This window comes from Streptomyces sp. NPDC001781 (genome assembly GCF_053596035.1).
This window is the reverse complement of the sequence record NZ_JBSFFI010000003.1, coordinates 158,568-181,760: the sequence shown is the minus strand read 5'-3', so window position 1 is coordinate 181,760 and position 23,193 is coordinate 158,568. Positions and strand designations below refer to the sequence as shown.

The 23,193-nt window shown below is 72.1% G+C and carries 27 protein-coding genes and 3 tRNA genes; 21 read left to right on the top strand and 9 right to left on the bottom strand.

The window, feature by feature from the left end:
• Positions 1–41: 41 nt before the first annotated feature.
• From ACWCV3_RS04020 to ACWCV3_RS04010, 3 genes are all read right to left on the bottom strand, one after another.
• Positions 42–701: a response regulator transcription factor gene (locus tag ACWCV3_RS04020; protein ID WP_279628198.1), complete on the bottom strand. Its 660-nt coding sequence runs from the start codon at positions 699–701 to the stop codon at positions 42–44.
• A 66-nt stretch (positions 702–767) separates the two neighbouring features.
• Positions 768–2,087: a sensor histidine kinase gene (locus ACWCV3_RS04015; RefSeq protein WP_451217931.1), complete on the bottom strand. Its 1,320-nt coding sequence runs from the start codon at positions 2,085–2,087 to the stop codon at positions 768–770.
• Positions 2,088–2,192: 105 nt separating this feature from the next.
• Positions 2,193–3,392 (bottom strand): sensor histidine kinase, encoded by a 1,200-nt coding sequence (locus tag ACWCV3_RS04010; RefSeq protein WP_451217928.1) that lies wholly within the window; start codon positions 3,390–3,392, stop codon positions 2,193–2,195.
• A gap of 221 nt (positions 3,393–3,613) precedes the next feature.
• On the opposite strand from ACWCV3_RS04010, the gene ACWCV3_RS04005 reads away from it, so the two are divergent.
• The 13 genes from ACWCV3_RS04005 (at position 3,614) to ACWCV3_RS03945 (ending at position 15,319) form a co-directional block, all read left to right on the top strand.
• Positions 3,614–4,030 (top strand): NADH-quinone oxidoreductase subunit A, encoded by a 417-nt coding sequence (locus ACWCV3_RS04005; protein ID WP_451217925.1) that lies wholly within the window; start codon positions 3,614–3,616, stop codon positions 4,028–4,030.
• Positions 4,021–4,638, top strand: a complete 618-nt coding sequence (locus ACWCV3_RS04000) for an NADH-quinone oxidoreductase subunit B (RefSeq protein WP_451217922.1) — start codon at positions 4,021–4,023, stop codon at positions 4,636–4,638. Before ACWCV3_RS04005 ends, ACWCV3_RS04000 begins: the two co-directional genes overlap by 10 nt.
• A complete protein-coding gene (locus ACWCV3_RS03995; protein ID WP_451217919.1) occupies positions 4,635–5,849 on the top strand; it encodes an NADH-quinone oxidoreductase subunit C in 1,215 nt (404 codons plus the stop codon). Before ACWCV3_RS04000 ends, ACWCV3_RS03995 begins: the two co-directional genes overlap by 4 nt.
• Positions 5,846–6,814, top strand: a complete 969-nt coding sequence (locus ACWCV3_RS03990) for a complex I subunit 1/NuoH family protein (RefSeq protein ID WP_451217916.1) — start codon at positions 5,846–5,848, stop codon at positions 6,812–6,814. The genes ACWCV3_RS03995 and ACWCV3_RS03990 overlap by 4 nt, the downstream gene beginning before the upstream one ends.
• Positions 6,814–7,401 carry a NuoI/complex I 23 kDa subunit family protein gene (locus ACWCV3_RS03985; RefSeq protein ID WP_451217913.1) on the top strand — a complete coding sequence of 196 codons (588 nt, stop codon included), beginning with the start codon at positions 6,814–6,816 and terminating at the stop codon, positions 7,399–7,401. Before ACWCV3_RS03990 ends, ACWCV3_RS03985 begins: the two co-directional genes overlap by 1 nt.
• A complete protein-coding gene (locus ACWCV3_RS03980) occupies positions 7,398–7,997 on the top strand; it encodes an NADH-quinone oxidoreductase subunit J family protein (protein ID WP_451217910.1) in 600 nt (199 codons plus the stop codon). The genes ACWCV3_RS03985 and ACWCV3_RS03980 overlap by 4 nt, the downstream gene beginning before the upstream one ends.
• Positions 7,997–8,377, top strand: a complete 381-nt coding sequence (gene nuoK, locus ACWCV3_RS03975; protein WP_451217907.1) for an NADH-quinone oxidoreductase subunit NuoK — start codon at positions 7,997–7,999, stop codon at positions 8,375–8,377. The genes ACWCV3_RS03980 and nuoK overlap by 1 nt, the downstream gene beginning before the upstream one ends.
• Positions 8,374–10,407, top strand: a complete 2,034-nt coding sequence (locus ACWCV3_RS03970) for an NADH-quinone oxidoreductase subunit 5 family protein (RefSeq protein ID WP_451217904.1) — start codon at positions 8,374–8,376, stop codon at positions 10,405–10,407. The genes nuoK and ACWCV3_RS03970 overlap by 4 nt, the downstream gene beginning before the upstream one ends.
• Positions 10,408–10,413: 6 nt before the next feature.
• A complete protein-coding gene (locus ACWCV3_RS03965) occupies positions 10,414–11,988 on the top strand; it encodes a complex I subunit 4 family protein (protein ID WP_451217901.1) in 1,575 nt (524 codons plus the stop codon).
• Positions 11,985–13,544 carry an NADH-quinone oxidoreductase subunit N gene (locus tag ACWCV3_RS03960; RefSeq protein WP_451217898.1) on the top strand — a complete coding sequence of 520 codons (1,560 nt, stop codon included), beginning with the start codon at positions 11,985–11,987 and terminating at the stop codon, positions 13,542–13,544. Before ACWCV3_RS03965 ends, ACWCV3_RS03960 begins: the two co-directional genes overlap by 4 nt.
• 144 nt (positions 13,545–13,688) lie before the next feature.
• Entirely contained in the window at positions 13,689–14,552 is an 864-nt protein-coding gene (gene htpX / locus ACWCV3_RS03955; protein WP_135783667.1) for a zinc metalloprotease HtpX, read from the top strand.
• Entirely contained in the window at positions 14,549–14,947 is a 399-nt protein-coding gene (locus tag ACWCV3_RS03950) for a YccF domain-containing protein (protein ID WP_135783668.1), read from the top strand. Before htpX ends, ACWCV3_RS03950 begins: the two co-directional genes overlap by 4 nt.
• A 105-nt stretch (positions 14,948–15,052) precedes the next feature.
• Positions 15,053–15,319 carry a GlsB/YeaQ/YmgE family stress response membrane protein gene (locus ACWCV3_RS03945; protein ID WP_451217894.1) on the top strand — a complete coding sequence of 89 codons (267 nt, stop codon included), beginning with the start codon at positions 15,053–15,055 and terminating at the stop codon, positions 15,317–15,319.
• A 14-nt stretch (positions 15,320–15,333) separates the two neighbouring features.
• Here ACWCV3_RS03945 and ACWCV3_RS03940 read toward each other — a convergent pair whose 3' ends face one another.
• On the bottom strand, positions 15,334–15,594 hold the full coding sequence (locus ACWCV3_RS03940; protein ID WP_451217891.1) for a hypothetical protein: 261 nt from the start codon (positions 15,592–15,594) through the stop codon (positions 15,334–15,336).
• A 70-nt stretch (positions 15,595–15,664) separates the two neighbouring features.
• Entirely contained in the window at positions 15,665–16,153 is a 489-nt protein-coding gene (locus ACWCV3_RS03935) for a YajQ family cyclic di-GMP-binding protein (protein ID WP_086693011.1), read from the bottom strand.
• A 193-nt stretch (positions 16,154–16,346) separates the two neighbouring features.
• Here ACWCV3_RS03935 and ACWCV3_RS03930 point away from each other — a divergent pair.
• Positions 16,347–16,428, top strand: a tRNA-Tyr gene (locus ACWCV3_RS03930).
• 133 nt (positions 16,429–16,561) lie between these two features.
• On the opposite strand, the gene ACWCV3_RS03925 is transcribed toward ACWCV3_RS03930, so the two are convergent.
• On the bottom strand, positions 16,562–16,738 hold the full coding sequence (locus ACWCV3_RS03925; RefSeq protein ID WP_451217888.1) for a hypothetical protein: 177 nt from the start codon (positions 16,736–16,738) through the stop codon (positions 16,562–16,564).
• 394 nt (positions 16,739–17,132) lie between these two features.
• The gene (locus ACWCV3_RS03920) at positions 17,133–17,738 is read right to left on the bottom strand and encodes a lamin tail domain-containing protein (protein ID WP_451217885.1); all 606 of its coding nucleotides are present in this window, start codon (positions 17,736–17,738) and stop codon (positions 17,133–17,135) included.
• 347 nt (positions 17,739–18,085) lie between these two features.
• Here ACWCV3_RS03920 and ACWCV3_RS03915 point away from each other — a divergent pair, with 347 nt between their 5' ends.
• The gene (locus tag ACWCV3_RS03915) at positions 18,086–18,298 is read left to right on the top strand and encodes a hypothetical protein (RefSeq protein WP_451217882.1); all 213 of its coding nucleotides are present in this window, start codon (positions 18,086–18,088) and stop codon (positions 18,296–18,298) included.
• A 27-nt stretch (positions 18,299–18,325) separates the two neighbouring features.
• Here the strand turns inward: ACWCV3_RS03915 and ACWCV3_RS03910 are convergent, their stop codons facing one another.
• A complete protein-coding gene (locus ACWCV3_RS03910; protein ID WP_451217879.1) occupies positions 18,326–18,982 on the bottom strand; it encodes an SDR family oxidoreductase in 657 nt (218 codons plus the stop codon).
• Positions 18,983–19,140: 158 nt separating this feature from the next.
• Positions 19,141–20,379, bottom strand: a complete 1,239-nt coding sequence (locus ACWCV3_RS03905; RefSeq protein WP_451217876.1) for an amidohydrolase family protein — start codon at positions 20,377–20,379, stop codon at positions 19,141–19,143.
• Between the two features lie 232 nt (positions 20,380–20,611).
• Between ACWCV3_RS03905 and ACWCV3_RS03900 the strand changes: the two genes are divergently transcribed.
• From ACWCV3_RS03900 to ACWCV3_RS03875, 6 genes are all read left to right on the top strand, one after another.
• Positions 20,612–20,684 (top strand) — tRNA-Thr (locus ACWCV3_RS03900).
• Positions 20,685–20,730: 46 nt separating this feature from the next.
• Positions 20,731–20,803 (top strand) — tRNA-Met (locus tag ACWCV3_RS03895).
• A gap of 90 nt (positions 20,804–20,893) precedes the next feature.
• Entirely contained in the window at positions 20,894–21,058 is a 165-nt protein-coding gene (rpmG, locus tag ACWCV3_RS03890; RefSeq protein ID WP_003948671.1) for a 50S ribosomal protein L33, read from the top strand.
• A 98-nt stretch (positions 21,059–21,156) separates the two neighbouring features.
• Entirely contained in the window at positions 21,157–21,609 is a 453-nt protein-coding gene (locus ACWCV3_RS03885; RefSeq protein ID WP_451217874.1) for an FAS1-like dehydratase domain-containing protein, read from the top strand.
• 6 nt (positions 21,610–21,615) lie between these two features.
• On the top strand, positions 21,616–22,044 hold the full coding sequence (locus ACWCV3_RS03880) for a MaoC family dehydratase (protein WP_451217871.1): 429 nt from the start codon (positions 21,616–21,618) through the stop codon (positions 22,042–22,044).
• A 79-nt stretch (positions 22,045–22,123) separates the two neighbouring features.
• Positions 22,124–23,179 (top strand): UDP-N-acetylmuramate dehydrogenase, encoded by a 1,056-nt coding sequence (locus tag ACWCV3_RS03875; RefSeq protein WP_451217868.1) that lies wholly within the window; start codon positions 22,124–22,126, stop codon positions 23,177–23,179.
• Positions 23,180–23,193 lie beyond the last annotated feature (14 nt).

Sequence of the window (23,193 nt, the reverse complement as noted above, 5' to 3'; positions counted from 1 at the left end):
CCCGTCATGTGGACTCGCCACGCCGTCCAGTCTGGGCGCCGTCAGGAGTTCAGATACGTCAGCACGGCCAGAACACGCCGGTGGTCTCCGTCGCTCGGGGTCAGGCCCAGCTTCATGAAGATGTTGCTGACGTGCTTCTCCACCGCGCCGTCGCTCACCACGAGCTGCCGGGCCACGGCCGAGTTGGTCCGTCCCTCCGCCATCAGCCCCAGCACCTCCCGCTCGCGCGGGGTCAGCGCGGCCAGCACGTCCTGCTTGCGGCTGCGGCCCAGCAACTGCGCCACCACCTCCGGGTCCAGCGCGGTACCGCCCTGCGCGACCCGCTCCACGGCGGCGACGAACTCGCGCACGTCCGCGACCCGGTCCTTGAGCAGATAGCCGACGCCCCGGCTGGACCCGGCCAGCAGCTCGGTGGCGTACCGCTCCTCCACGTACTGCGACAGCACCAGCACCCCGAGGTCCGGGTGGCGGCCGCGCAGCTCCACGGCGGCCCGCACCCCTTCGTCGGTGTGCGTCGGCGGCATCCGCACGTCCGCCACCACCACGTCCGGCAGCTCGTCCCGGCCGGCCAGCTCCGCGATGGTGGCGAGCAGCGCCTCCGCGTCCGCGACCCCGGCCACCACCTCGTGGCCGAGGTCGGTCAGCAGCCGGGTCAGCCCCTCTCTCAGCAGCACCGAGTCCTCGGCGATGACCACACGCACCTTGTTCTCCACGATTCCCCGAGCCCCCGCACACCTGTCGACAGGAGGCCCAGCATTGCAGCTTCCTCAGGCCCGCCAGGGCAGTTCTGCGGTGACGACGGTCGGTCCGCCGGGTGGGGAGTCCACGCGGAGGACTCCGTCGACCGCGTCGAGGCGTTCGGTGAGTCCGGCGAGTCCTGATCCGTGGGCGGGGTCGGCTCCGCCGATTCCGTCGTCGCGGATCTGGAGCATGAGGTGGTGGGGGGTGTGCCAGAGGTCGAGGGTGGCGTGGTGGGCGTGGCTGTGTTTGCTGATGTTCTGGAGGAGTTCGCTGGCGGTGTAGTAGGTGATGCCTTCGATGGCGGGTGCGGGGCGGGTGGGGAGGTCGACGGTGAGGGTGACGGGGACGGTGCAGCGTGCGGCGATGGCGGAGAGGGCTGCGTCGAGTCCTCGGTCGGTGAGGACGGCGGGGTGGATGCCCCGGGCGAGGTCGCGGAGTTCCTTGAGGGCGGTTTTGACCTCGCCGTGGGCTTCTTCGACCATGCGGGCGGCGGTTTCGGGGTCGTGGTGGAGTTTCTCCTTGGCGAGGCCGAGTCCCATGGCGAGGTTGACCAGGCGTGCCTGTGCTCCGTCGTGCAGGTCCCGTTCGATACGGCGCAGGTCGGCGGCGGCGGTGTCGACGACCACACCCCGGTCCGACTCCAGCTCCTCCACGCGGGCCGTCAGCCGGGAGGGGCCGAGCAGGCCGCGCACCAGCAGCCCGTCCACCGTGGTCAGGCCGCGCAGCAGCCACGGGGTGAGCAGCGTGAACACCAGCCCCACCAGCGCGGTCGCGGTGATCTCGAAGGGATTGTCCAGGTAGACGCTGTGGTGGTCGTCCCCGTAGAGCTGGATGCCGCCCTGCCCGGCCCACATCGGGAACACCCAGAACCACAGGGGGTACGTCAGCAGCGCCCAGCCGTACGTCCAGAAGCTGATGGCGACCGAGAAGGAGAACACCGCCCACGGGAAGTGCACCAGCGCGTACACCAGGTGCCGCCAGGACGAGCCGCTCCTGAGCACCGCGCCGAGCCAGGGCAGCAGCCCCGGCCCGCTGGGCTCCAGCGGTTCCGGCGCGGCCACCCGCACCTTCAGCAGCGCCCCGGCCCGCGCCCGCTCCAGCGCCCCGAAGCCCCGGCAGCCGACCAGGGCCAGCGCGAGCACCGGCACCCCGACGAAGGTGACCAGCAGGCCGGCGCCGAGCGAGATCATCGTTACCGTCCACACGAACAGGGCGACGGCCACCGGCAGTCCGGTCAGCGCGTATCCCAGCTGCCGCCAGGTCCGCGCCTCCAGCGGCGCCCGCAGCGCGGCGGGAAGGCGGTGGCGGCCCGGCTCTTCCCGGTACGTCGTGAGTTGCGTGGCCATCGGTGTGGTCCCCGTTCTCCTGGTGTGGGCTTGTCCGACCAGACTCCTGCTCGGGGCCGGGTGCGGACCATGACGTGGGTCCCCGTCTCGGACGGGGGGTTCTCCCTACCGTCCGGCGGGGTGCTCGTCGTCGCGGTCCCGCCAGGGCAGTTCTGCGGTGACGACGGTCGGTCCGCCGGGTGGGGAGTCCACGCGGAGGACTCCGTCGACCGCGTCGAGGCGTTCGGTGAGTCCGGCGAGTCCTGATCCGTGGGCGGGGTCGGCTCCGCCGATTCCGTCGTCGCGGATCTGGAGCATGAGGTGGTGGGGGGTGTGCCAGAGGTCGAGGGTGGCGTGGTGGGCGTGGCTGTGTTTGCTGATGTTCTGGAGGAGTTCGCTGGCGGTGTAGTAGGTGATGCCTTCGATGGCGGGTGCGGGGCGGGTGGGGAGGTCGACGGTGAGGGTGACGGGGACGGTGCAGCGTGCGGCGATGGCGGAGAGGGCTGCGTCGAGTCCTCGGTCGGTGAGGACGGCGGGGTGGATGCCCCGGGCGAGGTCGCGGAGTTCCTTGAGGGCGGTTTTGACCTCGCCGTGGGCTTCTTCGACCATGCGGGCGGCGGTTTCGGGGTCGTGGTGGAGTTTCTCCTTGGCGAGGCCGAGTCCCATGGCGAGGTTGACCAGGCGTGCCTGTGCTCCGTCGTGCAGGTCCCGTTCGATACGGCGCAGGTCGGCGGCGGCGGTGTCGACGACCACACCCCGGTCCGACTCCAGCTCCGCTATCCGGCGCTCCAGTTCGTCCGACGGCGCCAGCAGCGAGCGGGCCAGCGCCCGGTCCACGTTCGCCAGACCCCGCGCCAGAAGGCCGAGCACCGGCCACAGCACGAAGAACGAGACCAGCATCGCGGTGAAGGTCAGAACGCCCCAGGGCAGCCGGATCAGGCAGTAGAGCAGCGACCGCCAGCCCACCGGGTCCCGCAGCGCCTGCCACAGCCGGCGCACCACCCCGCCGCCCCGCGCGAACGGCAGCGGTGACGGCTCCGGCACCCGCACCCCGAGCAGCACCCGCACCCGCGCACGCTCCAGCCTGCCCAGCAGCCGGGCACCCAGCAGGGACCCCGCCAGCAGCGGCAGCCCGAGCACCGTGACGGTGAGGCCCCCGCTCACGGACAGCACGGTCACCGCGTACACGAAGCCCGCCACCGCCAGCGGCAGGTTCAGCAGGAGATGCGCCACCTCCTTCCAGGTGTGCGCGTCGAAGGCGAGCCGGGCGGACGGCGGACGTTCGGTGTCGCCGGCCGGTCCGGCGGCGGGAGGGGGAACGGTCATGGCGGTCAGCCTGCCGTGCCCGAAGGCCCGTACGCCATGCGGTGGACCGCCTCCCGGGCCCTGGGGAAAACCCCACCCCCGGCCTCCCCGGGCGTCACGGCCTGCTTACCGGCGCTTTATCAGGGCCTAGACTCCCGTGCGTACGCAAACCTCCGGCCGCATCCGTCACACGGTGCGCGGAGGTCACGGAGGACACCCGGTCAGGGAGCGAGGGACGGACGGTGCGGGAGACGTTGGGGGTGACGACGGTCGCCGCGGGCGGCGCAGCGTCGGACTACTTCGGGTCCTACGCGGTCGTGGGCCTGCTCGCCGTCGTCGGCGTGCTCTTCGTCGCGGCCGCCTTCGGCGCGGGCCGCCTGCTGCGCCCCGTGGTGCCCACCCCCGAGAAGCTGATGACCTACGAGTGCGGGGTGGACCCCGTCGGGGAGGGCTGGGCCCACACCCAGGTCCGGTACTACGTCTACGCGTTCCTGTACGTCGTCTTCGCCGTCGACTCGATCTTCCTGTTCCCCTGGGCGACGGTCTTCGCCGCCCCCGGTTACGGCGCGGCCACCCTGGTGGAGATGTTCGTCTTCCTGGGCTTCCTCGCCGTCGGCCTGCTGTACGCCTACAAGAAGGGCGTCCTGACATGGACGTGAACCCGGCCGCCCCCGAGCCGGTGCTGCTGCCCGAGCCGAAGCGTCTGGGCGCACTGGCCCGGCTGGCCCCCGAGCCGATGAAGGTCGTCCTCAACTGGGGCCGCCGCTACTCGCTCTGGGTCTTCAACTTCGGCCTCGCCTGCTGCGCGATCGAGTTCATCGCCGCGTCGATGGCCCGCCACGACTTCATCCGGCTCGGCGTCATCCCCTTCGCGCCGGGCCCCCGCCAGGCCGACCTGATGGTGGTCTCCGGCACGGTCACCGACAAGATGGCCCCTGCCGTGAAGCGGCTGTACGAGCAGATGCCCGAGCCGAAGTACGTCATCTCCTTCGGCGCCTGCTCCAACTGCGGCGGGCCGTACTGGGACTCCTACTCCGTCACCAAGGGCGTCGACCAGATCATCCCGGTCGACGTGTACGTGCCGGGCTGCCCGCCCCGCCCCGAGGCGCTGCTCCAGGGCATCCTCAAGCTCCAGGAGAAGATCGCCCGCGAGTCCCTGGCGGAGCGGTACGGCGAGGGGGGCGCCGCCCGCCCGTCCGCCGCCGCGCTCCAAAGCGGCCTGGTCCGTCCGCCGGCGGCTCCCTCCTCCAAGGGGGAAGCGCGATGAGCACCGGCTGGCTGCCCGCCCCCGCGGACGAACTCTTCGGTCCCGACGCCACCGCCGAGGAGTCCTACGACGTCCTCACCGTCGACGTGCCCCCGGTCGCGTGGCTCACCGCGCTGGAGACGGCTCGTACCACGCTGACCTGCACCTATTTCGACTGGCTGAGCGCGGTGGACGAACCCGGCACCGGGTTCAGGGTCTCCGCCCACGTCGTCGCCCTGCACCCGGTCCGCCGCCTGCTGGTGCGCACGACCGTCCCGCACGGGGCGCCGGTGCTGCCGAGCGCCGTCGGCGTGTACGCGGGCGCCGCCTGGCACGAGCGGGAGACCCACGAGATGTTCGGGGTCGACTTCACCGGCCATCCCGCGCTGGACCACCTGCTCCTGCCGGAGAACTTCGAGGGCCACCCCCTCCGCAAGGACTTCGTCCTCGCCGCCCGCGTCGCCAAGGCGTGGCCGGGGGCGAAGGAGCCGGGGGAGCCGGAACACGGCGGGCCCAGGCGACGGCAGATGCTGCCGCCTGGCGTGCCCGATCCGAACGAGTGGGGCCCGCTGAAGGGCCAGTTGCCGCCCGCGCCCGCGCGTCCCGCGAGGGGAGTGGCGGCGGGCGAGCGGCCGGCTCGGCGGCCCCGGCCCGCGGGGGAGCCGGTGTCCGGCGCGGAAGAGGCCGTGCGGCCGCGCCGGGCGCGGAGCGCGAGTGAGGGGTCGGCGAGTCAGGCTGCTCCGGAGCCGGGGGCTGCGTCGCCTCGGCGGACGCGGAGTGCCGGCGAGGGCTCGGCGAGCCAGGGTTCGGCGGAGCCGGCTGCCGGGGCGCCGCCGCGTCGGATGCGGAGTGCCTCGCAGGGGTCGGCCAGTCAGGAGGGCGCGGAGGCTCCGGCCGGGACGCCGGGCGGGCCGCGCAGGTCGCGCAGCGCCTCGCAGGGGTCGGCTTCGCAGCGTGCGGAGACGCCGGAGCCGACGGAGCGTGCCGAGTCCTCGGGATCGAGCGAGCCGACAGGGCCGGCCGAGCCGGCCGGAGCTGCTGAGCCGGGCGAGCCGACGAAACCCGCCAAACCGGCCGAGCCGGCGCGGCGTCGCAGCGCCGACGCGCCCTGGCACCATGCCCGTCCGGCCTTCGAGGAGGCCGACGAGGCCGCCGAGCCGCCCAGGACACCCCCTGCTCCCGAGCCCGGACCCGCCGAGAACCCCGACGACCCCGCAGGAGGCGCGCAGTGAACGACGTGCTGGACGTCGCCCTGCGACTCGTCGTCGTGTTCGTCGTGTTCCTGACGTTGCCACTGGTCATCGGCCAGACCGAGCACAAGGTGATGGCGCACATGCAGGGCCGCCTCGGCCCGATGTACGCGGGCGGCTTCCACGGCTGGGCCCAACTCGTGGCGGACGGAGTGAAGTTCGCACAGAAGGAGGACGTGGTCCCGGCGGACGCCGATCGCCGCGTCTTCCAGCTGGCCCCCGCGGTCGCCCTGCTGCCGTACCTCGTCGTGCTGCTCGCCATCCCGGTCGGCCCGAGCGCCGGTGCCGTCGGCCAGGTGCTGGACGCGGGCATCTTCTTCGTGCTCGCGGTGATGGGCGTGGGCGTCCTCGGCTCGCTGATGGCGGGCTGGGCCAGCGCGAACAAGTTCTCCCTGCTCGGCGGCCTGCGTACCGCCGCCCAGCTGCTCGCCTACGAACTGCCCATGCTGCTCGCCGCCGCCTCCGTGGCGATGGCGGCCGGCACGGTCTCGCTGCCCGGCATCGCCGACGCCTTCCACTGGTGGTGGCTGCCCTGGCAGCTCACCGGCGCGGTGGTGTTCTTCGTCGCCGGACTCGCCGAGCTGCAACGGCCGCCGTTCGACATGCCGGTGGCCGACTCGGAGATCATCTTCGGTGCGTACACCGAGTACACCGGGCTGCGCTTCGCCCTGTTCCTGCTCGCCGAGTACGCGGGGATCGTCGTCCTGTGCGGTCTGACCACCGTCCTCTTCCTGGGCGGCTGGCACGGCCCCTGGGGTGCCGACGGGCTCGGCTGGGTGTGGACCCTGGTGAAGACCGCGCTCCTCGCCTTCCTGGTGATCTGGCTCCGGGTCACCTACCCCCGGCTGCGCGAGGACCAGCTCCAGAAGCTGTCCTGGACCGTCCTCGTCCCGCTCGCCCTCGCCCAGATCGCCCTCACCGGCGTCGTCAAGGTGGTGACCGCCTGATGTCCGTCCCCTTCTCCGGCCTTGCCAAGGGCCTCGCCGTCACCCTGCGCACGATGACGAGGAAGACGGTCACCGAGCAGTACCCCGACGTGCAGCCCGACCTCCCGCCCCGCACACGCGGGGTGATCGGCCTGTTCGAGGAGAACTGCACGGTCTGCATGCTCTGCGCCCGCGAGTGCCCCGACTGGTGCATCTACATCGACTCCCACAAGGAGACCGTCCCGGCCGCCGCACCCGGCGGACGGGAGCGCAGCCGGAACGTCCTCGACCGGTTCGCCATCGACTTCTCCCTCTGCATGTACTGCGGCATCTGCATCGAGGTCTGCCCCTTCGACGCGCTGTTCTGGTCCCCGGAGTTCGAGTACGCCGAGACCGACATCCGCGAACTGACCCACGAGCGCGACAAGCTCCGCGAGTGGATGTGGACCGTCCCGGCCCCGCCCGCGCCGGACCCACACGCGGAGGAACCGAAGGAGATCGCCGCGGCCCGCAAGAGCGCCGACAGGCTGGCCGCCGCCCAGGCCGCCGAGCAGGCTCGGGCCGCCGAGCAGGCCGGCCAGGACCCGGACCAGGAGGGAGAGCAGTGAGCCTCGCCGCCACCGCCCCGCACGGCTTCCTGTCCCCGACCGGAGTCGAGGTCGCGTTCCTCCTCGTCGGCCTGGTCACCCTCGGCGCCGCGCTGATCACCGTCACCACGCGCCAACTGGTGCACGCCGCCCTGTGGCTGGTGGTCACCCTCGGCGGCCTGGCCGTCGAATACCTCCTGCTCACCGCCGAGTTCATCGCCTGGGTGCAGGTCCTCATCTACGTCGGCTCCGTCGTCGTCCTCCTGCTCTTCGGACTGATGCTCACCCGGGCCCCCATCGGCCGCTCCCCGGACGCGGATTCGGGCAACCGGCTGCCCGCGCTCGTCGTCGCCGCGGGCTCGGCGGGTGCCCTGGTCTGGGTGGTGACGGACGCGTTCCGCGCCACCTGGATCGACCTGGACGGCCCGGCCGCCGGCACCACACGCGTCACCGGCGAGAGCCTCTTCAGCCACTGGGTGCTGCCCTTCGAGGCGCTCTCCGTGCTGCTCCTCGCGGCCCTGGTCGGCGCGATCGTGCTGTCCCGCAAGACCAAGGCGGAGGCGGCCGGCACCCCGGGCCCGGCCAGGACCTCCGGCGACGAGGAAGGCGCCCGCTGATGCACCTCGCCTACCCCGCCGTACTCGCCGCCCTCCTCTTCTGCACCGGCGTCTACGGCGTCCTCGCCCGCCGCAACGCGATCCTGGTCCTGATGTCGGTCGAGCTGATGCTCAACGCCGTCAACCTCAACCTCGTCGCCTTCGACGTCTGGCTCAGCCGGGCCGCCAGGGACACCCTGCACTCCGGCCAGGCGCTGACCCTGTTCACCATCGCCGTCGCGGCCGCCGAGATCGGCATCGGCCTGGCGATCGTCCTCGCCGTCCACCGCGACCGGGGCACTGCCGACATCGACCGGCTCCGCGACACCGCCGAGACCCCCGACGACGACCCCGGCCGTCCCGACGCCTCCGGGACCGAGAAGGCAGAGGCCACCGCGTGACCACCACCACCCTCGCCGCTCTCGTCCCCCTCCTGCCGTTCCTCGGCGCCGTGGCCGGACTCCTGCTGGGCCGCACCGCGCCCGGCTTCGTCCGCCCGCTCGCCGTGCTGCCGCCGCTGGCCTCGCTCGTGCTGGCCGCGCTGGTCGCGGTCCGTCAGGGCGGCGGCCGGCCCGTCGACGCGTACACCCTGCTGACGCCCACCGGCTCGGTCCCCGTCGACCTGGCGCTGAACGTCGACGGCTTCGCCGCGCTCGTCGCGATCCTGGTGGCCTTCGTGGCGACCTGCGTGCAGGTCTACTCCACCGGCTACCTGCGCGACGACCCCCGCTACCCCTCCTACGCGGCCCTGGTCTCCCTCTTCACCTCCGCGATGCTCCTCGTCGTCTACTCCGGCGACCTGATCGTGCTGCTGGTCGGCTGGGAGGTCATGGGCATCTGCTCCTACTTCCTCGTCGGCCACTACTGGGGCACCCCCGAGGCCCGCGCCGCCTCCCTCAAGGCGTTCCTGGTCACCAAGCTCGGTGACGTCCCGTTCCTGATCGGCCTGTTCGCGCTCGGCACCGACGCCGGGTCCTTCCGCATCACCCGCGTCCTCGGCGCCGTGGCGAGCGGCGGACTCCACCACCCCACCCTGATCGCGCTGCTGCTCCTGGCCGGCGTGGCGGGCAAGTCGGCGCAGTTCCCGCTGCACACCTGGCTCCCCGACGCGATGGCGGGCCCCACGCCCGTCTCCGCGCTGATCCACGCCGCCACGATGGTCGCCGCCGGTGTCTACTTCGTGGCCCGCCTCCTCCCCGTGTTCGAGGCGTCCGCCGCCGCGATGACCGTCCTCGCGGTGATGGCCGCCGTCACCATGGTGGGCTCCGGTCTCGCCGCGCTCGCGCAGGACGACATCAAGCGCGTCCTCGCCTACTCGACGATCGGCCAGCTCGGCTACATGACCGGTGCCCTCGCCGTCGGCGACCGCAGTGCCGCCGTCTTCCACCTCCTCGCCCACGGCGCCTTCAAGGCGCTGCTGTTCCTCGCCGCCGGAGCCGTCATCCACGCCGCCGGCACCAACTCGCTGGCCGCCATGTCCCGGATGAGCCACCTGCGCGACCGTGTCCCGGACGCCTTCTGGACGATGACCGTGGCCCTCCTCGCGCTGGCCGCGATCCCGCCCTTCAGCGGGTTCTTCTCCAAGGAATCCGTCCTCGGCGCCGCCGAACGCCTCGCCACCGGCCACCCCGGCCCGGCGCCGGGCGCCGCCGGCTGGATCGTGCTCGTCGCCGCGCTGGCGACGGCCCTGCTCACCGCCGCCTACGCCACCCGCCTCTGGCTGCTGGCCTTCCGCGGCCGGGGTGCCGAGGCCCCCGGCCTTCCCCAAGCTCTCAACTCCGTTCGAGCAGGGGAGAACCCGATCCGCCAGCCGCTCACCATGACCGTCGTGCTCTGGGTGCTGGCCGTGCCCTCACTGGCCTTCGGCGCGCTCGCCTACCGCACGCTCCCCGGCTGGTTCGACGGCGTGAGCCTCGCGCCGACCCTGCTCACCTCCGTCCTCGGCACCGGCCTCGCGGTGGTCGGCGGCCTGCTGGCCCACGGCGCCTGGCAACGCGCCGCCGCCCGCGCACCCCGGATCCCGCTGGGTGCCGTCGCCGCCCATCCGGAGGGCGACGCGGGGCTGGTCGAGGCCGAGGCCATCGCCGCCCACGAACCGGCGTACGGCGACATCGCCAAGGCCCCCGACCCGGCCGACCCCGGCCGCCTGCTGCTCGGCCCGCTGTACGGGCCCGCCGCCTCGGGATTCCACCTGGACGCCGTGTACTCGGCGCTGTTCGTCCGCCCGGTACTGGGCGCGGCGAGCCTGGTCCGCTTCCTGGACCGCGAGGTCGTCGACACCTACGTGCGCGGCGCCGCCGCCCTGCCCCGGCTGCTGGGCGCGGCCGTACGGCGGGCGCAGACCGGCAATGTGCAGACCTATGTGAGCGCGCTGCTCGCCGGCACCGTCGTCCTGACGGTCGCCGTCCTCCTCGTCGCCTCGGGAGCGTGAGCGGGCGTGATCGGTATCAGCGGATCAGTGATGCAGTTCCTTCTGGTGTTCGTCGTCGCCGTGCCGCTCCTCGGCGCGGCCGCCGCCCTCCTGCCCGCCCCGCCCGGACTGAGGGGGAAGTCGCCCGACCAGGCCGTGCTCCGGCACGGCGTGACCGTGACCGGCGTGGTCCTCGTCGCCGCGATCGTCCTGGCGCTCGGTCTCGACCACGACCACCCCTCGAAGATGCAGGCCACGACCGACATCAGCTGGATTCCCGCACTCCATGTGCGCATCCACCTCGGCATCGACGGCATCTCCCTCCCCCTTCTCCTGCTGACCGCGCTGCTGACCTTCCTCTGCGCGCTCCACTCCTACTTCAAGCCGCCCGCGGGGCCCTCCCCGAAGGGCTTCACCGCCCTGGTCCTGCTGCTGGAAGGCGGCACCCTCGCCTCCTTCGCCGTGCTCGACCTCGTCCTGTTCTTCCTGGCCTTCGAGACCGTGCTGATCCCGATGTACTTCCTCATCGCCCGCTGGGGCGGCGAGGGCCGGACCCGCGCCGCGTGGAAGTTCATCCTGTACACGCTGCTCGGCTCCGTGGTCATGCTGCTCGGCCTGCTGCTGATCGGGATCAGGGCGGGCACGTTCGACATGGTGGCACTCGCCACTGACAATGGCCGGTCGCTCACCATGTCCGTGCAGTTCATCGCCGTCCTGGCGATCGGGATCGGCCTCGCGGTCAAGGCACCGATGTGGCCCCTGCACAGCTGGCTCCCCGACGCCCACACCGCCGCCCCGACCACCGGCTCGGTGCTGCTCGCCGGCGTGCTGCTGAAGATGGGCACGTACGGGTTCGTCCGCATCCTGCTCCCGGTGGCGCCCGACGGTTTCCGGGTCTTCGCCCCGTACCTCGCCGCGTTCGCCGTCGTCGGGATCGTCTACGGGTCCCTGGCCTGCCTCTCCCTTGCCAGGCGGGGCGCCAAGGGCGACCTGAAGCGGCTGATCGCGTACTCCTCGGTCGGCCACATGGGCTTCGTGCTGCTCGGCATCTCCACCATGACCCCCACCGGCGTCAACGGCGCGCTGTTCGCCAACATCGCCCACGGCCTCATCACCGGTCTGCTGTTCTTCCTGGTCGGCGCTCTGAAGGACCGCACCGGCGGCACCGACCTCGACACCCTTGCCGCGCACGGCGGGGGTGCCCTGTACGGCCGCGCCCCGCGTCTCGGCGGCCTGCTCGCCTTCGGCGCCGTCGCCTCGCTCGGTCTGCCCGGACTCGCCGGGTTCTGGGGCGAGATGCTCGCGCTGTTCGGCGCGTTCCAGCCCGCCGCCGGGCTCAGCCGGGCCGCCTACCTGGTGTTCCTGGCGATCGGCGCCTTCGGCACCCTGCTGACCGCCGCGTACCTGCTGGTCGTGGTCCGCCGGGTCTGCATGGGCGATCCGCGCCAGGACCTGCCCGAGCTCGCCGACGTACGCGGCTACGAGTTCGCCGCCTGGACCCCGCTCGTCGTCCTCACCGTCCTCGCCGGACTCTGGCCCAGGGCCCTGCTCGGCCTCAGCGACCCGGCCGTGCAGCAACTCCTCGCGGGAGGCACCCGATGACCGCCCCGGCCCAGCCCCTCGCCCAGGCCACAGCGGGACACCTGGCCGCACCGGCGGTCAACGCCCTGGTCCAGTCCGTCGACTGGCTGGCCATCGCCCCGCCCGTCGTCGTCGCCGTCACGGCCCTCGCCGTGCTCGTCACCGACCTGTTCCTGCCCGAGGACCGCAAACGCCTCCTCGGCTGGTTCTCCGTCGCGGGCCTGGCCGCCGCCGGGCTCATGCTGCTGCCGCTGCTGGACGGCGACCGCGCCACCTTCTGCCTGGCCCGCTCCACGCGCGCGTGCAGCTACACCGCCGACCACTTCACCGTCGTCATCCAGTTCCTCGTCCTCGGCGGCGCCCTGCTCGCGGCCCTGCTGTCCGTGACCGCCGTCCAGGACGACCGGCGGCGCGTCCCGGCCGGGGAGTTCTGGTTCCTGCTGCTCTCCTCGGCGGCCGGTGCCGCGCTGCTGCCCGCCTCCCGCGACCTCGCCACCCTGATCGTCGCCCTGGAGGTCGCCTCCCTGCCCGCGTTCGCCCTGGTCGGCATCCGGCACGGCGAGGCACGCTCGGCCGAGGCCGCCCTGAAGTTCTTCCTCTCCTCGGTCACCGCCACCGCCGTCAGCCTGCTGGGCGTCAGCTTCGTCTACGCCGCCACAGGCACCCTGCACCTCACCGAGATCGCCCGCCGCCTGCCCCAGACCGACGGCCAGCTCCACACCCTCGTCCAGACCGGTGTCGTCCTGACCCTGGTCGGCTTCGCCTTCAAGACCGCCGCCGTGCCCTTCCACTTCTGGGTCCCCGAGACCTATGTGGGCGCGCCGCTCCCGGTCGCCGCCTACCTCTCGGTCGTCGGCAAGGCGGTCGGCTTCTCCGGCCTGATCCTCGTCACCGTGATCGCCTTCCCGTCGTACGCCGACGTCTGGGGCCCCGCCCTCGCCGTCCTGGCCGCGCTCACCATGACGGCGGGCAACGCCGGCGCCCTCCGGCAGCGGGCCACGCGCGCGTACAGCGCCGTACGCCTGCTCGCCTGGTCCTCGATCGGCCAGGCCGGCTACCTCCTGGTCCCGATCGCCGCCGCCGGGTACACACGGGACGGCGAGAGGGCGATCGGCTCCACCGTCGCCTACGCCCTGATGTACGCCGCCGTGAACCTCGGCGCCTTCGCGGTGGCAGCCCTGGTGGGCCGCACGAAGCCGCTCAACCGGATCGCGGACTACCGGGGCCTGTACGCCACCAACCCCGTCACCGCCGTCCTCCTGGCCTTCTTCCTGCTCTGCCTGGCCGGGCTCCCGCCGGGCGTGATCGGCCTGTTCGCCAAGGTCACGGTCTTCTCGGCGGCCGTGGACGCCGGGCTCGGCTGGCTCGCCGTGGTCATGGCCGTCAACGTGGTGATCGCGCTCTACTACTACCTCCGGTGGACGTCCCTGCTGTTCCGCGCCCCCGAGGGCGAGCCCGTACGCCACCGGGTCCCGGCCCCGCTCACCGTCGCGCTCGCCCTCACCGCGGCCGCCGGCGTGGCCCTCTCCGGCGCGCCCCAGCTGGTGCTGCGCTTCGCCGCCACCACCCTCTTCTGACGGCCCGGCCGATCCCGCTCACTCGTACGGACGTCCGCGCCACCGCGCCCACCTGGGAACTCGCCGCCTTCGCCTGGCGTTGTCCTGAACGGGAGGGTCCACTGGACCGAAGGGTTCCCGCGCCGCACGATCGGGAGGGTCAGGGTGCACCGCCGGCACAACGGGCTCAGGACCGCAGTACTTCTCGGGGCACTGTCGGCGATCATCATCGTCATCGGCAGCTTCTTCGGCCGTACGGGGCTGATCGTCGCGGTCCTGGTGGCGCTCGGCACGAACGCGTACGCGTACTGGAACAGCGACAAGCTGGCCCTGCGCGCGATGCGGGCACGACCGGTGAGCGAGTTCGAGGCCCCCGAGCTGTACCGGATCGTCCGTGAGCTCTCGACGCAGGCGCGCCAGCCCATGCCCCGGCTGTACATCTCGCCCACGGAGGCGCCCAACGCCTTCGCCACCGGCCGCAACCCGCGTCACGCGGCCGTCTGCTGCACCGAGGGCATCCTGCGCCTGCTGGACCCGCGCGAGCTGCGCGGTGTCCTCGGCCACGAGCTGAGCCACGTCTACAACCGGGACATCCTGATCTCGTCGGTGGCCGGCGCCCTCGCCTCGGTGATCATGTTCCTGGTCAACTTCGCGTGGCTGATCCCGGTCGGCCGCTCGGACGACGACGAGGGCCCCGGGCTGATCGGCATGCTGCTGACCATGCTCCTCGGCCCGATCGCGGCCACCCTCATCCAGATGGCCGTGAGCCGCTCCCGCGAGTACGAGGCGGACGCCTCCGGCGCCCAGCTCACCGGCGACCCGCTGGCCCTCGCGTCGGCGCTGCGCAAGCTGGAGGGCGGCACCCAGCAGCTCCCGCTGCCCCCCGAGCCGCGCATCGAGACCGCCAGCCACATGATGATCGCCAACCCGTTCCGTCCCGGCCAGGGACTGTCGCGGATGTTCTCCACGCACCCGCCCATGGCCGAGCGGATCGCCCGACTGGAGAAGATGGCAGGTCGAAACCGGTGAAAACCCTTCTGAACATCATCTGGCTCGTCCTGAGCGGCTTCTGGCTGTTCCTCGGCTACGTGCTCGCCGGCGTGCTGCTCTGCGTCACGATCATCGGCATCCCCTTCGGGATCGCCGCCTTCCGCATCGCCGTCTACGCCCTGTGGCCCTTCGGGTACACCACCGTCGAGCGGCGGGACGCGGGCGCGCCGTCCTGCGTCGGCAACGTGCTCTGGCTGGTGCTGGCGGGGTGGTGGCTGGCCCTGGCCCACATCACCACGGGCATCGCGCTGTGCCTGACGATCATCGGCATCCCGTTCGGCATCGCCAACTTCAAGCTGATCCCGGTCTCGCTGCTCCCGCTGGGCCGCGAGATCGTCCGTACCGACGAGCCGTTCGGCGCGCGCGTCGCCTGAGGCAACCGGAACCGGCCCGCGCGGCGTCCTGGCAGGGGACGGGGCACACCGGCTTCTTACGGAGCGAGGGTGTGCGCAAGCGGCACCGAAGGGCAGGTTCCTGGCATGAGCATTCTCGGTTGGATCATCCTGGGCCTGCTGGCCGGTGCCATAGCCAAGCTGCTGCTGCCGGGCCGCGACCCCGGCGGCTTCCTCGGCACGACCCTGATCGGCATCGCGGGCGCGTTCCTCGGCGGCTGGATCTCGTCCCGCTGGCTGGACCACCCCGTCTCCAAGCACTTCTACGACGGGGCGACCTGGGCGGCCGCGATCGGCGGCTCGCTGGTGCTGCTGATCCTGTACCGGGTGGTCTTCGGCAACTCGCGCGACTGAGTCCCGTCCGCGGGTCAGTCCTCGGAACGCCGCTCACTGCGGTGCGTGCCGCGGGCCAGTTCCTGGAGGATCTCGTGCTCGGACCGCCGCGTCGTACGGGCCAGCGTGTGCAGCAGCGCCGCGCACAGGGCCGCCGTACCGTCCAGCAGCGTCTCCGTCGCCCCGGGGTCCTCCTGCCTCCGCTCCTCCAGATACTCCGTCAGGAGGTCGTCCCCGGAGACATAGGCAGTCATGAACTCGATACCGGTGCGCACACGGTCGTAGTCACTGCTCATGCCGGAACGATCGCACATACCGAGCCCCGCCGCCGGGGAAGCCGGGGCGGGGCGGGGTGCGCGGCCACAACTACCGGTAGTTCACGAACTGGAGCGCGAAGTCGAAGTCCTTGCCCTTGAGCAGGGCGATGACGGTCTGGAGGTCGTCGCGGCTCTTGGAGCTGACACGCAGCTCCTCGCCCTGGACCTGCGCCTTGACGCCCTTGGGGCCCTCGTCACGGATGATCTTCGCCACCTTCTTGGCGTTGTCCTGGGAGATGCCCTCCTCGATGGACGCGAAGATCTTGTACTCCTTGCCGGACAGCTGCGGCTCGCCCGCGTCCAGCGCCTTCAGCGAGATGCCACGCTTGATCAGCTTGGACTCGAAGACGTCGAGCACGGCCTTCACCCGGTCCTCGGAGTTGGCCTCCATGAGGATCTTCTCGCCCGACCACGAGATCGAGGCGCCCACGCCCTTGAAGTCGTAGCGCTGCGAGATCTCCTTGGCGGTCTGGTTGAGGGCGTTGTCGACCTCCTGCCGCTCGACCTTCGAGACGATGTCGAAACTGGAGTCGGCCATGTCCTGTGGCTCCTTGCATCGGGGGCGGAACGGGGTGCGCACCGTCCGGCCGCACCGCATCCGCCCCAGCCTAGCCACCCCCGGCCCCGGAAGACGGCGATCAACCGGGTGGCGGAGCACCCCCGCGCATCAGGTATTGTTTACGTCGTTGCCAGGGAGCACCGCCAAGGCGGGCCCTCTTACAACAACCCCCGGCGGTGTGCCCGAGCGGCCAAAGGGAGCAGACTGTAAATCTGCCGGCTCAGCCTTCCCAGGTTCGAATCCTGGCGCCGCCACACTGGGGAAAACCCCCTCCGACCAGCCTTTACGGCAGGTGGGAGGGGGTTTCTTCGTTTCCGGTGCCCGTTCGAATCGTCGCGGACAGGCGCGGACGTGTCTCACTCAGTCCCGCCCGAATCCCACTTCTGATCAGTGCGTGTCCCCCAGGTGTCCCCCGGGGGAGAGCATGATCACTCCGCCTCGTTCCCACTCCCTCAGGGCCGCGTCGAACCGGCTGTTCGCTCGCTCCCGCGTCTGGTCGAGCAGCTCGGTGCACACCCTGTGCGGCACCGCGATCCCGTGCCCCGCGCGACGGGCGTACTCCATGGCGTCCACTTTGGAGCTCACGACGTGTGGCGGGGTGGGAACCGGACGGGAGTCCCTCCTGGCACGGGCTTTCAGGTGGCGTGTCTCGTCAGCCGATCCGTCGTCGGTCCAACTGAGGCCCGCTCGAACGATGCCCTGCCGAAGCGTGAGCGTCCCCCCACGCCGTCTCGGAGAGGTGACACCGGCTCACCCCGAAGCCCGGTCGCTGCAACCCTGCCGGCTCGGCCTTCCCAGGTCCGAGTCCTGGTGCCGCCGCACGGCCAAGGGCCCGTGACCTGTTGCTCGACAGGTCACGGGCCCTTGGCCGTGTTTGCGGAGAGCCAACCGGCGCGGGCCCCCCAGAAGGGTCCGCGCCGGTCGTCGTGAGTCCGGGCCCGCCCGTCAGGGCGCCGGATCAGCGGCGGCCGTCGTGGTCGTGGTGGTCACGGCCGTTGTTGTCGCGACCGTCGTGGTCGCGGCCGCGGTGGTCGCGGTTGTCGTCCCAGCGCGAGCCGCGGTTGTCGTCCCAGCGGTGGCCGCGGTTGTCGTCCCAGCGCGGGCCACGGAACCCGCCCCACGTCGCGCTGTCGACGAAGCGGCGCTCGTCGTTGCGGAGGGTGGCGGTGTCGCGGCGGTTGTCCCAGACGTAGTTGCGGCGGTCCTGGAAGACGTCGCTGTCGGTGTCGCGGCCGATGCCCGTGTGGACTCGGACGGTCTCGTGGCCGCCGAGGCTGAAGTCACGGAAGGTGTAGGTCACCCCGCGCCGGTCCTCCGTCAGCCTCCAGCCGTCGAGGTCGACGCGGTGGCGGGAGTTGTTGGTGATCTCGACCCACTCGCCGTTCAGGGAGCGGTTGGAGCCGTCGTCCCAGCCGGGGGAGTCGTACTGCACGCGGCTGATCTCGACGTTGTCGCGGTGAAAGCGGTCCGCGGCGGTGGCCGGCAGGGCCGCCGCTCCGACCAGCGCCCCGGCAGCGAGAGCGGCGGCGGCCAGGCGACGGGCGGTCACGGAAGACGAAGTCACAGGATCTCCTGCATGGTGCGGGCACCCGCCCACGGGACGACCGGGGCGGAAAGCGTGCGATGTGCGGACGGCGACCTGCTGGCCGCGCAGACACCACTTTGACGGGATGCGGAGGAGATGTGGTGGAAAAGTGAACCGTGTTACCGATCGACCATGTTTCCGTTACCGTCGGCTGTACTGTCCATTCATAGGAAGAATGCACCGAATTGACGCCGTGAAAGGCTCAATTCCCGTGCGGTCACTGGGCAGAAGCGTTCCTGCGCCATGCCACGCCACCCCGGCGCCCTCGCACCCGTCACCCGAAAGTGAGTAACAGCCTCGTCAGACCCGCAGGGCACACTGGTCCCATGTCCTCGCGCCGCAGCACCTGCCCCATGTGTCACCGCGAGATCGCCGTCGTCGCCGGCCGATTCGCGCGCCACGACCCGCCCGGCGGGCGGGAGAGCCGGGAGATGGTCTCCTGCGCGGGCTCCCGGCAGCACGCCCTGATCGGCGCCGCCCAGCCCACGCTGGACGGCCATGTCGTCCCCGGCTTCCCCGGCCAGCTCCCGCTGTTCTGAGCCGGCCGGGGCGCCACTGAGGGCCCCTCAGTTCCCAGCGACCGCCTTCACCGCCACCGCCACCGGCACCGAACCCTCGATCAGCTCCAGCGTCAGCCCCGCCGTCGACGAGGACTCCACCAGTTCCGCCAGCACGGCCGCCACGTCGTCCCGCGGGACCGGGCCCCGCCCGGTGTGGGCCGCCAGCTTGACCAGCCTCGTGCCCGGCTCGTCCGTCAGTGAACCGGGGCGCAGGATCGTCCAGTCGAGGGCGTCCTGCGCGGTGACGTACGCGTCCGCCTCGCCCTTGGCCCGCAGGTACACGTCGAAGACCTCGTCACCGGTGTGCCGGGGGTCCGCGCCCATCGAGGACACCACCACGAACCGGCGCACTCCGGCCCGCACGGCCGCGTCGGCGAACAGCACCGCCGCGCCCTTGTCCACCGTCTCCTTGCGCTCCGTGCTGCTGCCCGGACCGGCGCCCGCCGCGAACACGACGGCGTCGGCACCCCTGAGCGCCTCCGCGGCCTCCTCCACCGACGCGGACTCCAGGTCCAGCACGACCGGCTCGGCGCCGGCCGCCCGCAGCTCCGCCGCCTGTTCAGGCTTGCGGATGATGCCCGCGACCTCGTCCCCGCGCGCCGAGAGCAGCCGCTCCAGCCGCAGCGCGATCTGACCATGACCTCCAGCTATGACAATGCGCATGGCTACGACCGTACGCCCGCCGCGACCCATCCGCCCCATGAGCCCGCCCCGGCCGGCGAACGTCGCCCCGCAGGACCGGGGCGCGTGAGGGCGAGCAGGGGCGCACGCGGCCCCCACCCGTGCCACGAGTGAGTCAACTTCCCATGGGAGAAGCGCTGTCAGGACAGCCTCTTCCGTGCCTGCCGGGGCAGCCCCAGCTCTGCCTCGGCGTCCGAGTTGCAGTACTCCCGCACCGCGCTGGTACGGGCCACCACCCGTCCCCGGTGCACGACGATCCTGCTGTACGCCAGCGACAGCGCCCCCGCCAGCTCCTCCCCGCGCACCGCCAGAAGTTCGGCGGGGAACCCCGCCTCCACCCGAACCTCCGGCAGCCCCAGCACCGCCCGCGCCGACGCGCTCACCGTGTCGTACGCGTCGGCCGGGCGCATCCCGTGCACGGAGGCGAGGAGGTACGCCGCCTCCAGGGGGTCGCCGCGGCCCACCGGGTTGGCCAGGTCCCGCAGGGCGCCGCTGCCGGCCGCGACCCTCACCCCGGCCGCGCGCAGCAGCCGTACCGGCGCGATGCCCCGGCGGTCGGTACCGGCGCAGCCGCCCTGGGGGAGGCAGACCACCGCGATCCCGGCGGCCGCGAGCCGGTCCGCGACGCGGTGCGCGGTCTCGGCGGGCAGCCGGGAGAGGGCCGCGCACGGGCCGAGGGCCACGCAGGGACGCATGCCCCCCGCCATCGCCGCGAGCCGGGACAGCCGGGCCGAGTCCGCCGCGTCGGTGTGCAGATCGACCGGGCAGCCCTGCTCGGCAGCCACCTCCAGCACCGTCTCCACGTAGCCGATGGGGTCGGGGTCCAGGTCGGGGCAGCCGCCCACCACGTCGGCACCCATCTTCACAGCGTCCCGCAGCATCGCCAGCCCGTTCGCACCGGCCACCCCGGTCAGCAGCCTCGGCATCGCCACCGCGGTCAGCTCCGCGAGCCCGCGCAGCGAACGGCGGGCCTGGAGCACCGCCCCCAGCGCGCCGAGCCCCTGCACGTCGCCGATCCGTACCTGGGCCCGTACCGCCGTCGCGCCGTGGCCGAGCTGGAGCAGGGTCGCCTCGGTCACTCTGCGTGCCACCTCCTCGGGGGCGGCCGGGGGCGGGCCGGGCGGCTCGGCGGTGAGGCAGGTGTCGCCGTGGGCGTGCGGCTCGGCGGGGGCCGGGAGCAGCAGGTAGCCGCGCAGGTCCACGCGAGAGGCGCCCGCGCGGGCCGGGCCGCGGGCCAGGGTGCCCGCCGTACCGACCGCCTCGATACGGCCGCCGCCGAGCCGCACGTCCACCGTCCGGCCGTCGGTGAGGCGTGCCCCGCACAGCACGAGGGCGCCCTGGTCGGGTGCGGAAGAGGGCTGCTGCCGGCTGTCTGGCATCGGGCGCTCGGACTCCAGGAGGCGGGGGACACGGGAGCAAGATCACGCAGAGTGTCCGAGCGTAGGGTCGGCGGCCGCGCGGACCGCGCAGGAGGGCAATAGTCGTACCGGCGTGCCACGGGTCTTCCAGGGGTGCCGGAGCGGCCCCGGGGGCCGGGGGGACGGCCCGCGATGGGCGCCCGGATACGGATTTGGGCGATCGGCGGCGGACCGTGTAATGTCTTCCTCGCTCGCCCCAATAGCTCAGTCGGCAGAGCGTCTCCATGGTAAGGAGAAGGTCAACGGTTCGATTCCGTTTTGGGGCTCTGGTGTGAGAGGTACCCGTCGCGAGACGGGTTCCGATCTCATCAAAGCGGTGTAGCTCAGTCGGTAGAGCAAGCGGCTCATAATCGCTGTGTCACCGGTTCAAGTCCGGTCACCGCTACTGACAGTAGCCGATTGCGGGGTCGGTCCTTCGATCGGCTACTCTTACATGCGTTGAACTAGCCCATCCGTTCGTCCTAGGAGCACTCACGTGGCTGCCACCGACGTCCGCCCGAAGATCACGCTGGCCTGCGTGGAGTGCAAGGAGCGGAACTACATCACCAAGAAGAACCGGCGTAACAACCCGGACCGTCTTGAGATGAAGAAGCACTGCCCGCGTTGCAATGCGCACACCGCGCACCGCGAAACGCGATAAATCAGGCTCGTACTCGAGGCCGCCCCCGCAGTATTGGGGGGCGGCCTCGAGTCGTTTTTCCCAAGCGTCACTCCGCTAGACCAGGAGGTACCGGGCCCATGGCGCTCGACCAGTCCTTCGTGGGGCGTAGCTACCCGCCCACCGAGCCCTACGAGGTGGGCCGGGAGAAGATCCGCGAGTTCGCCGAGGCAGTCGGCGACACCAACCCGGCGTACCGGGACCCGGAGGCCGCCAAGGCGTACGGGCACGCCGACGTGATCGCCCCGCCGACCTTCGTGTTCTCCATCACCTTCCGCGCCGCCGGACAGGTCGTCGAGGACCCCCAGCTCGGCCTGGACTACAGCCGGGTGGTGCACGGCGACCAGAAGTTCGCCTACACCCGCCCGGTGCGCGCCGGCGACCGCCTCACCGTCACCTCCACCATCGAGGCCATCAAGTCCATGGCGGGCAACGACATCCTGGACATCCGGGGCGAGGTGCACGACGCGTCCGGCGAGCACGTGGTGACCGCCTGGACCAAGCTGGTGGCCCGCGCGGCCGAGGAGGCCTGAGCAGCGATGACCGCGAAGATCGCGTACGACGACGTCGAGGTCGGCACCGAACTCCCGGCAGGTACCTTCCCCGTGACCCGCGCCACTCTGGTGCGCTACGCGGGTGCCTCCGGGGACTTCAACCCGATCCACTGGAACGAGCGGTTCGCCAAGGAGGTGGGACTGCCGGACGTCATCGCGCACGGCATGTTCACCATGGCCGAGGCCGTCCGCGTCGTCACCGACTGGACCGGTGACCCGGCCGCCGTCGTGGAGTACGGCGTCCGCTTCACCAAGCCGGTCGTCGTGCCCGACGACGACAAGGGCGCGCTGATCGAGGTCTCGGCGAAGGTCGCGGCCAAGCTGGACGACCACACCGTCCGCGTCGACCTCACCGCGACCTGCGCGGGGCAGAAGGTGCTCGGCATGTCCCGGGCGGTCGTCCGCCTGGCCTGACCGACCGCGTCGGGAGCAAGGGGCGTCCGGCGATGCCGGGCGCCCTTCACCGTTCCCGCCGCCCCGTAGTCTTGCCACCGTGCACGTACTCCACGACGCCCCCCTCGCCCCGCTGACCACCTTCCGGCTGGGCGGTCCCGCCACCCGGCTGGTCACCGCCACCACCGACGCCGAGGTGATCGACGCCGTCCGTGAGGCCGACGGCAACGGCACCCCGCTGCTGATCATCGGTGGCGGCTCCAACCTGGTCATCGGCGACAAGGGCTTCGACGGCACCGCCCTGCGCGTCGCCACCCGGGGCGTCGAACTGCGCGGCACCACGCTGGAACTGGCCGCCGGCGAGGTCTGGACCGACGCCGTCGCCCGCACCGTCGAGGCCGGGCTGGCCGGGATCGAGTGCCTGGCCGGCATCCCCGGTTCGGCCGGCGCCACCCCGATCCAGAACGTCGGCGCCTACGGCCAGGAGGTCTCCTCCACCATCACCGAGGTGACCGCCTACGACCGCCGCGCGGGCGAGACCGTCACGCTCACCGGCGAGGAGTGCGCCTTCTCCTACCGCCACAGCCGCTTCAAGGCCGACCCCGAGCGCTACGTCGTGCTCCGCGTCCGCTTCGGGCTGGAGGACGCGGGCGGCCTGTCGGCGCCGATCCGGTACGCCGAGACCGCGCGCGTGCTCGGCGTGGAGCCCGGCGACCGGGTGCCGCTGGCCGACGCCCGCGAGAGCGTGCTGAGGCTCCGGGCGGGCAAGGGCATGGTCCTCGATCCCGAGGACCACGACACCTGGTCCGCCGGGTCCTTCTTCACCAACCCGATCCTGGACGAGGAGCGGTTCGCCGCCTTCCAGGACCGGGTGCGCGACCACCTCGGCGCGGACGCCGTGCCGCCCGCCTACCCGGCGGGGGAGGGGCTCACGAAGACCTCCGCGGCCTGGCTGATCGACAAGGCCGGCTTCACCAAGGGATACGGCACCGGGCCCGCCCGCATCTCCACCAAGCACACCCTGGCCCTCACCAACCGGGGCGAGGCCACCACCGAGGACCTGCTCGCGCTGGCCCGCGAGGTCGTCGCCGGGGTCAGGGACGTCTTCGGTGTGACGCTGGTCAACGAGCCGGTGACCGTGGGCGTCAGCCTCTAGTCAGCCCGGCCGGT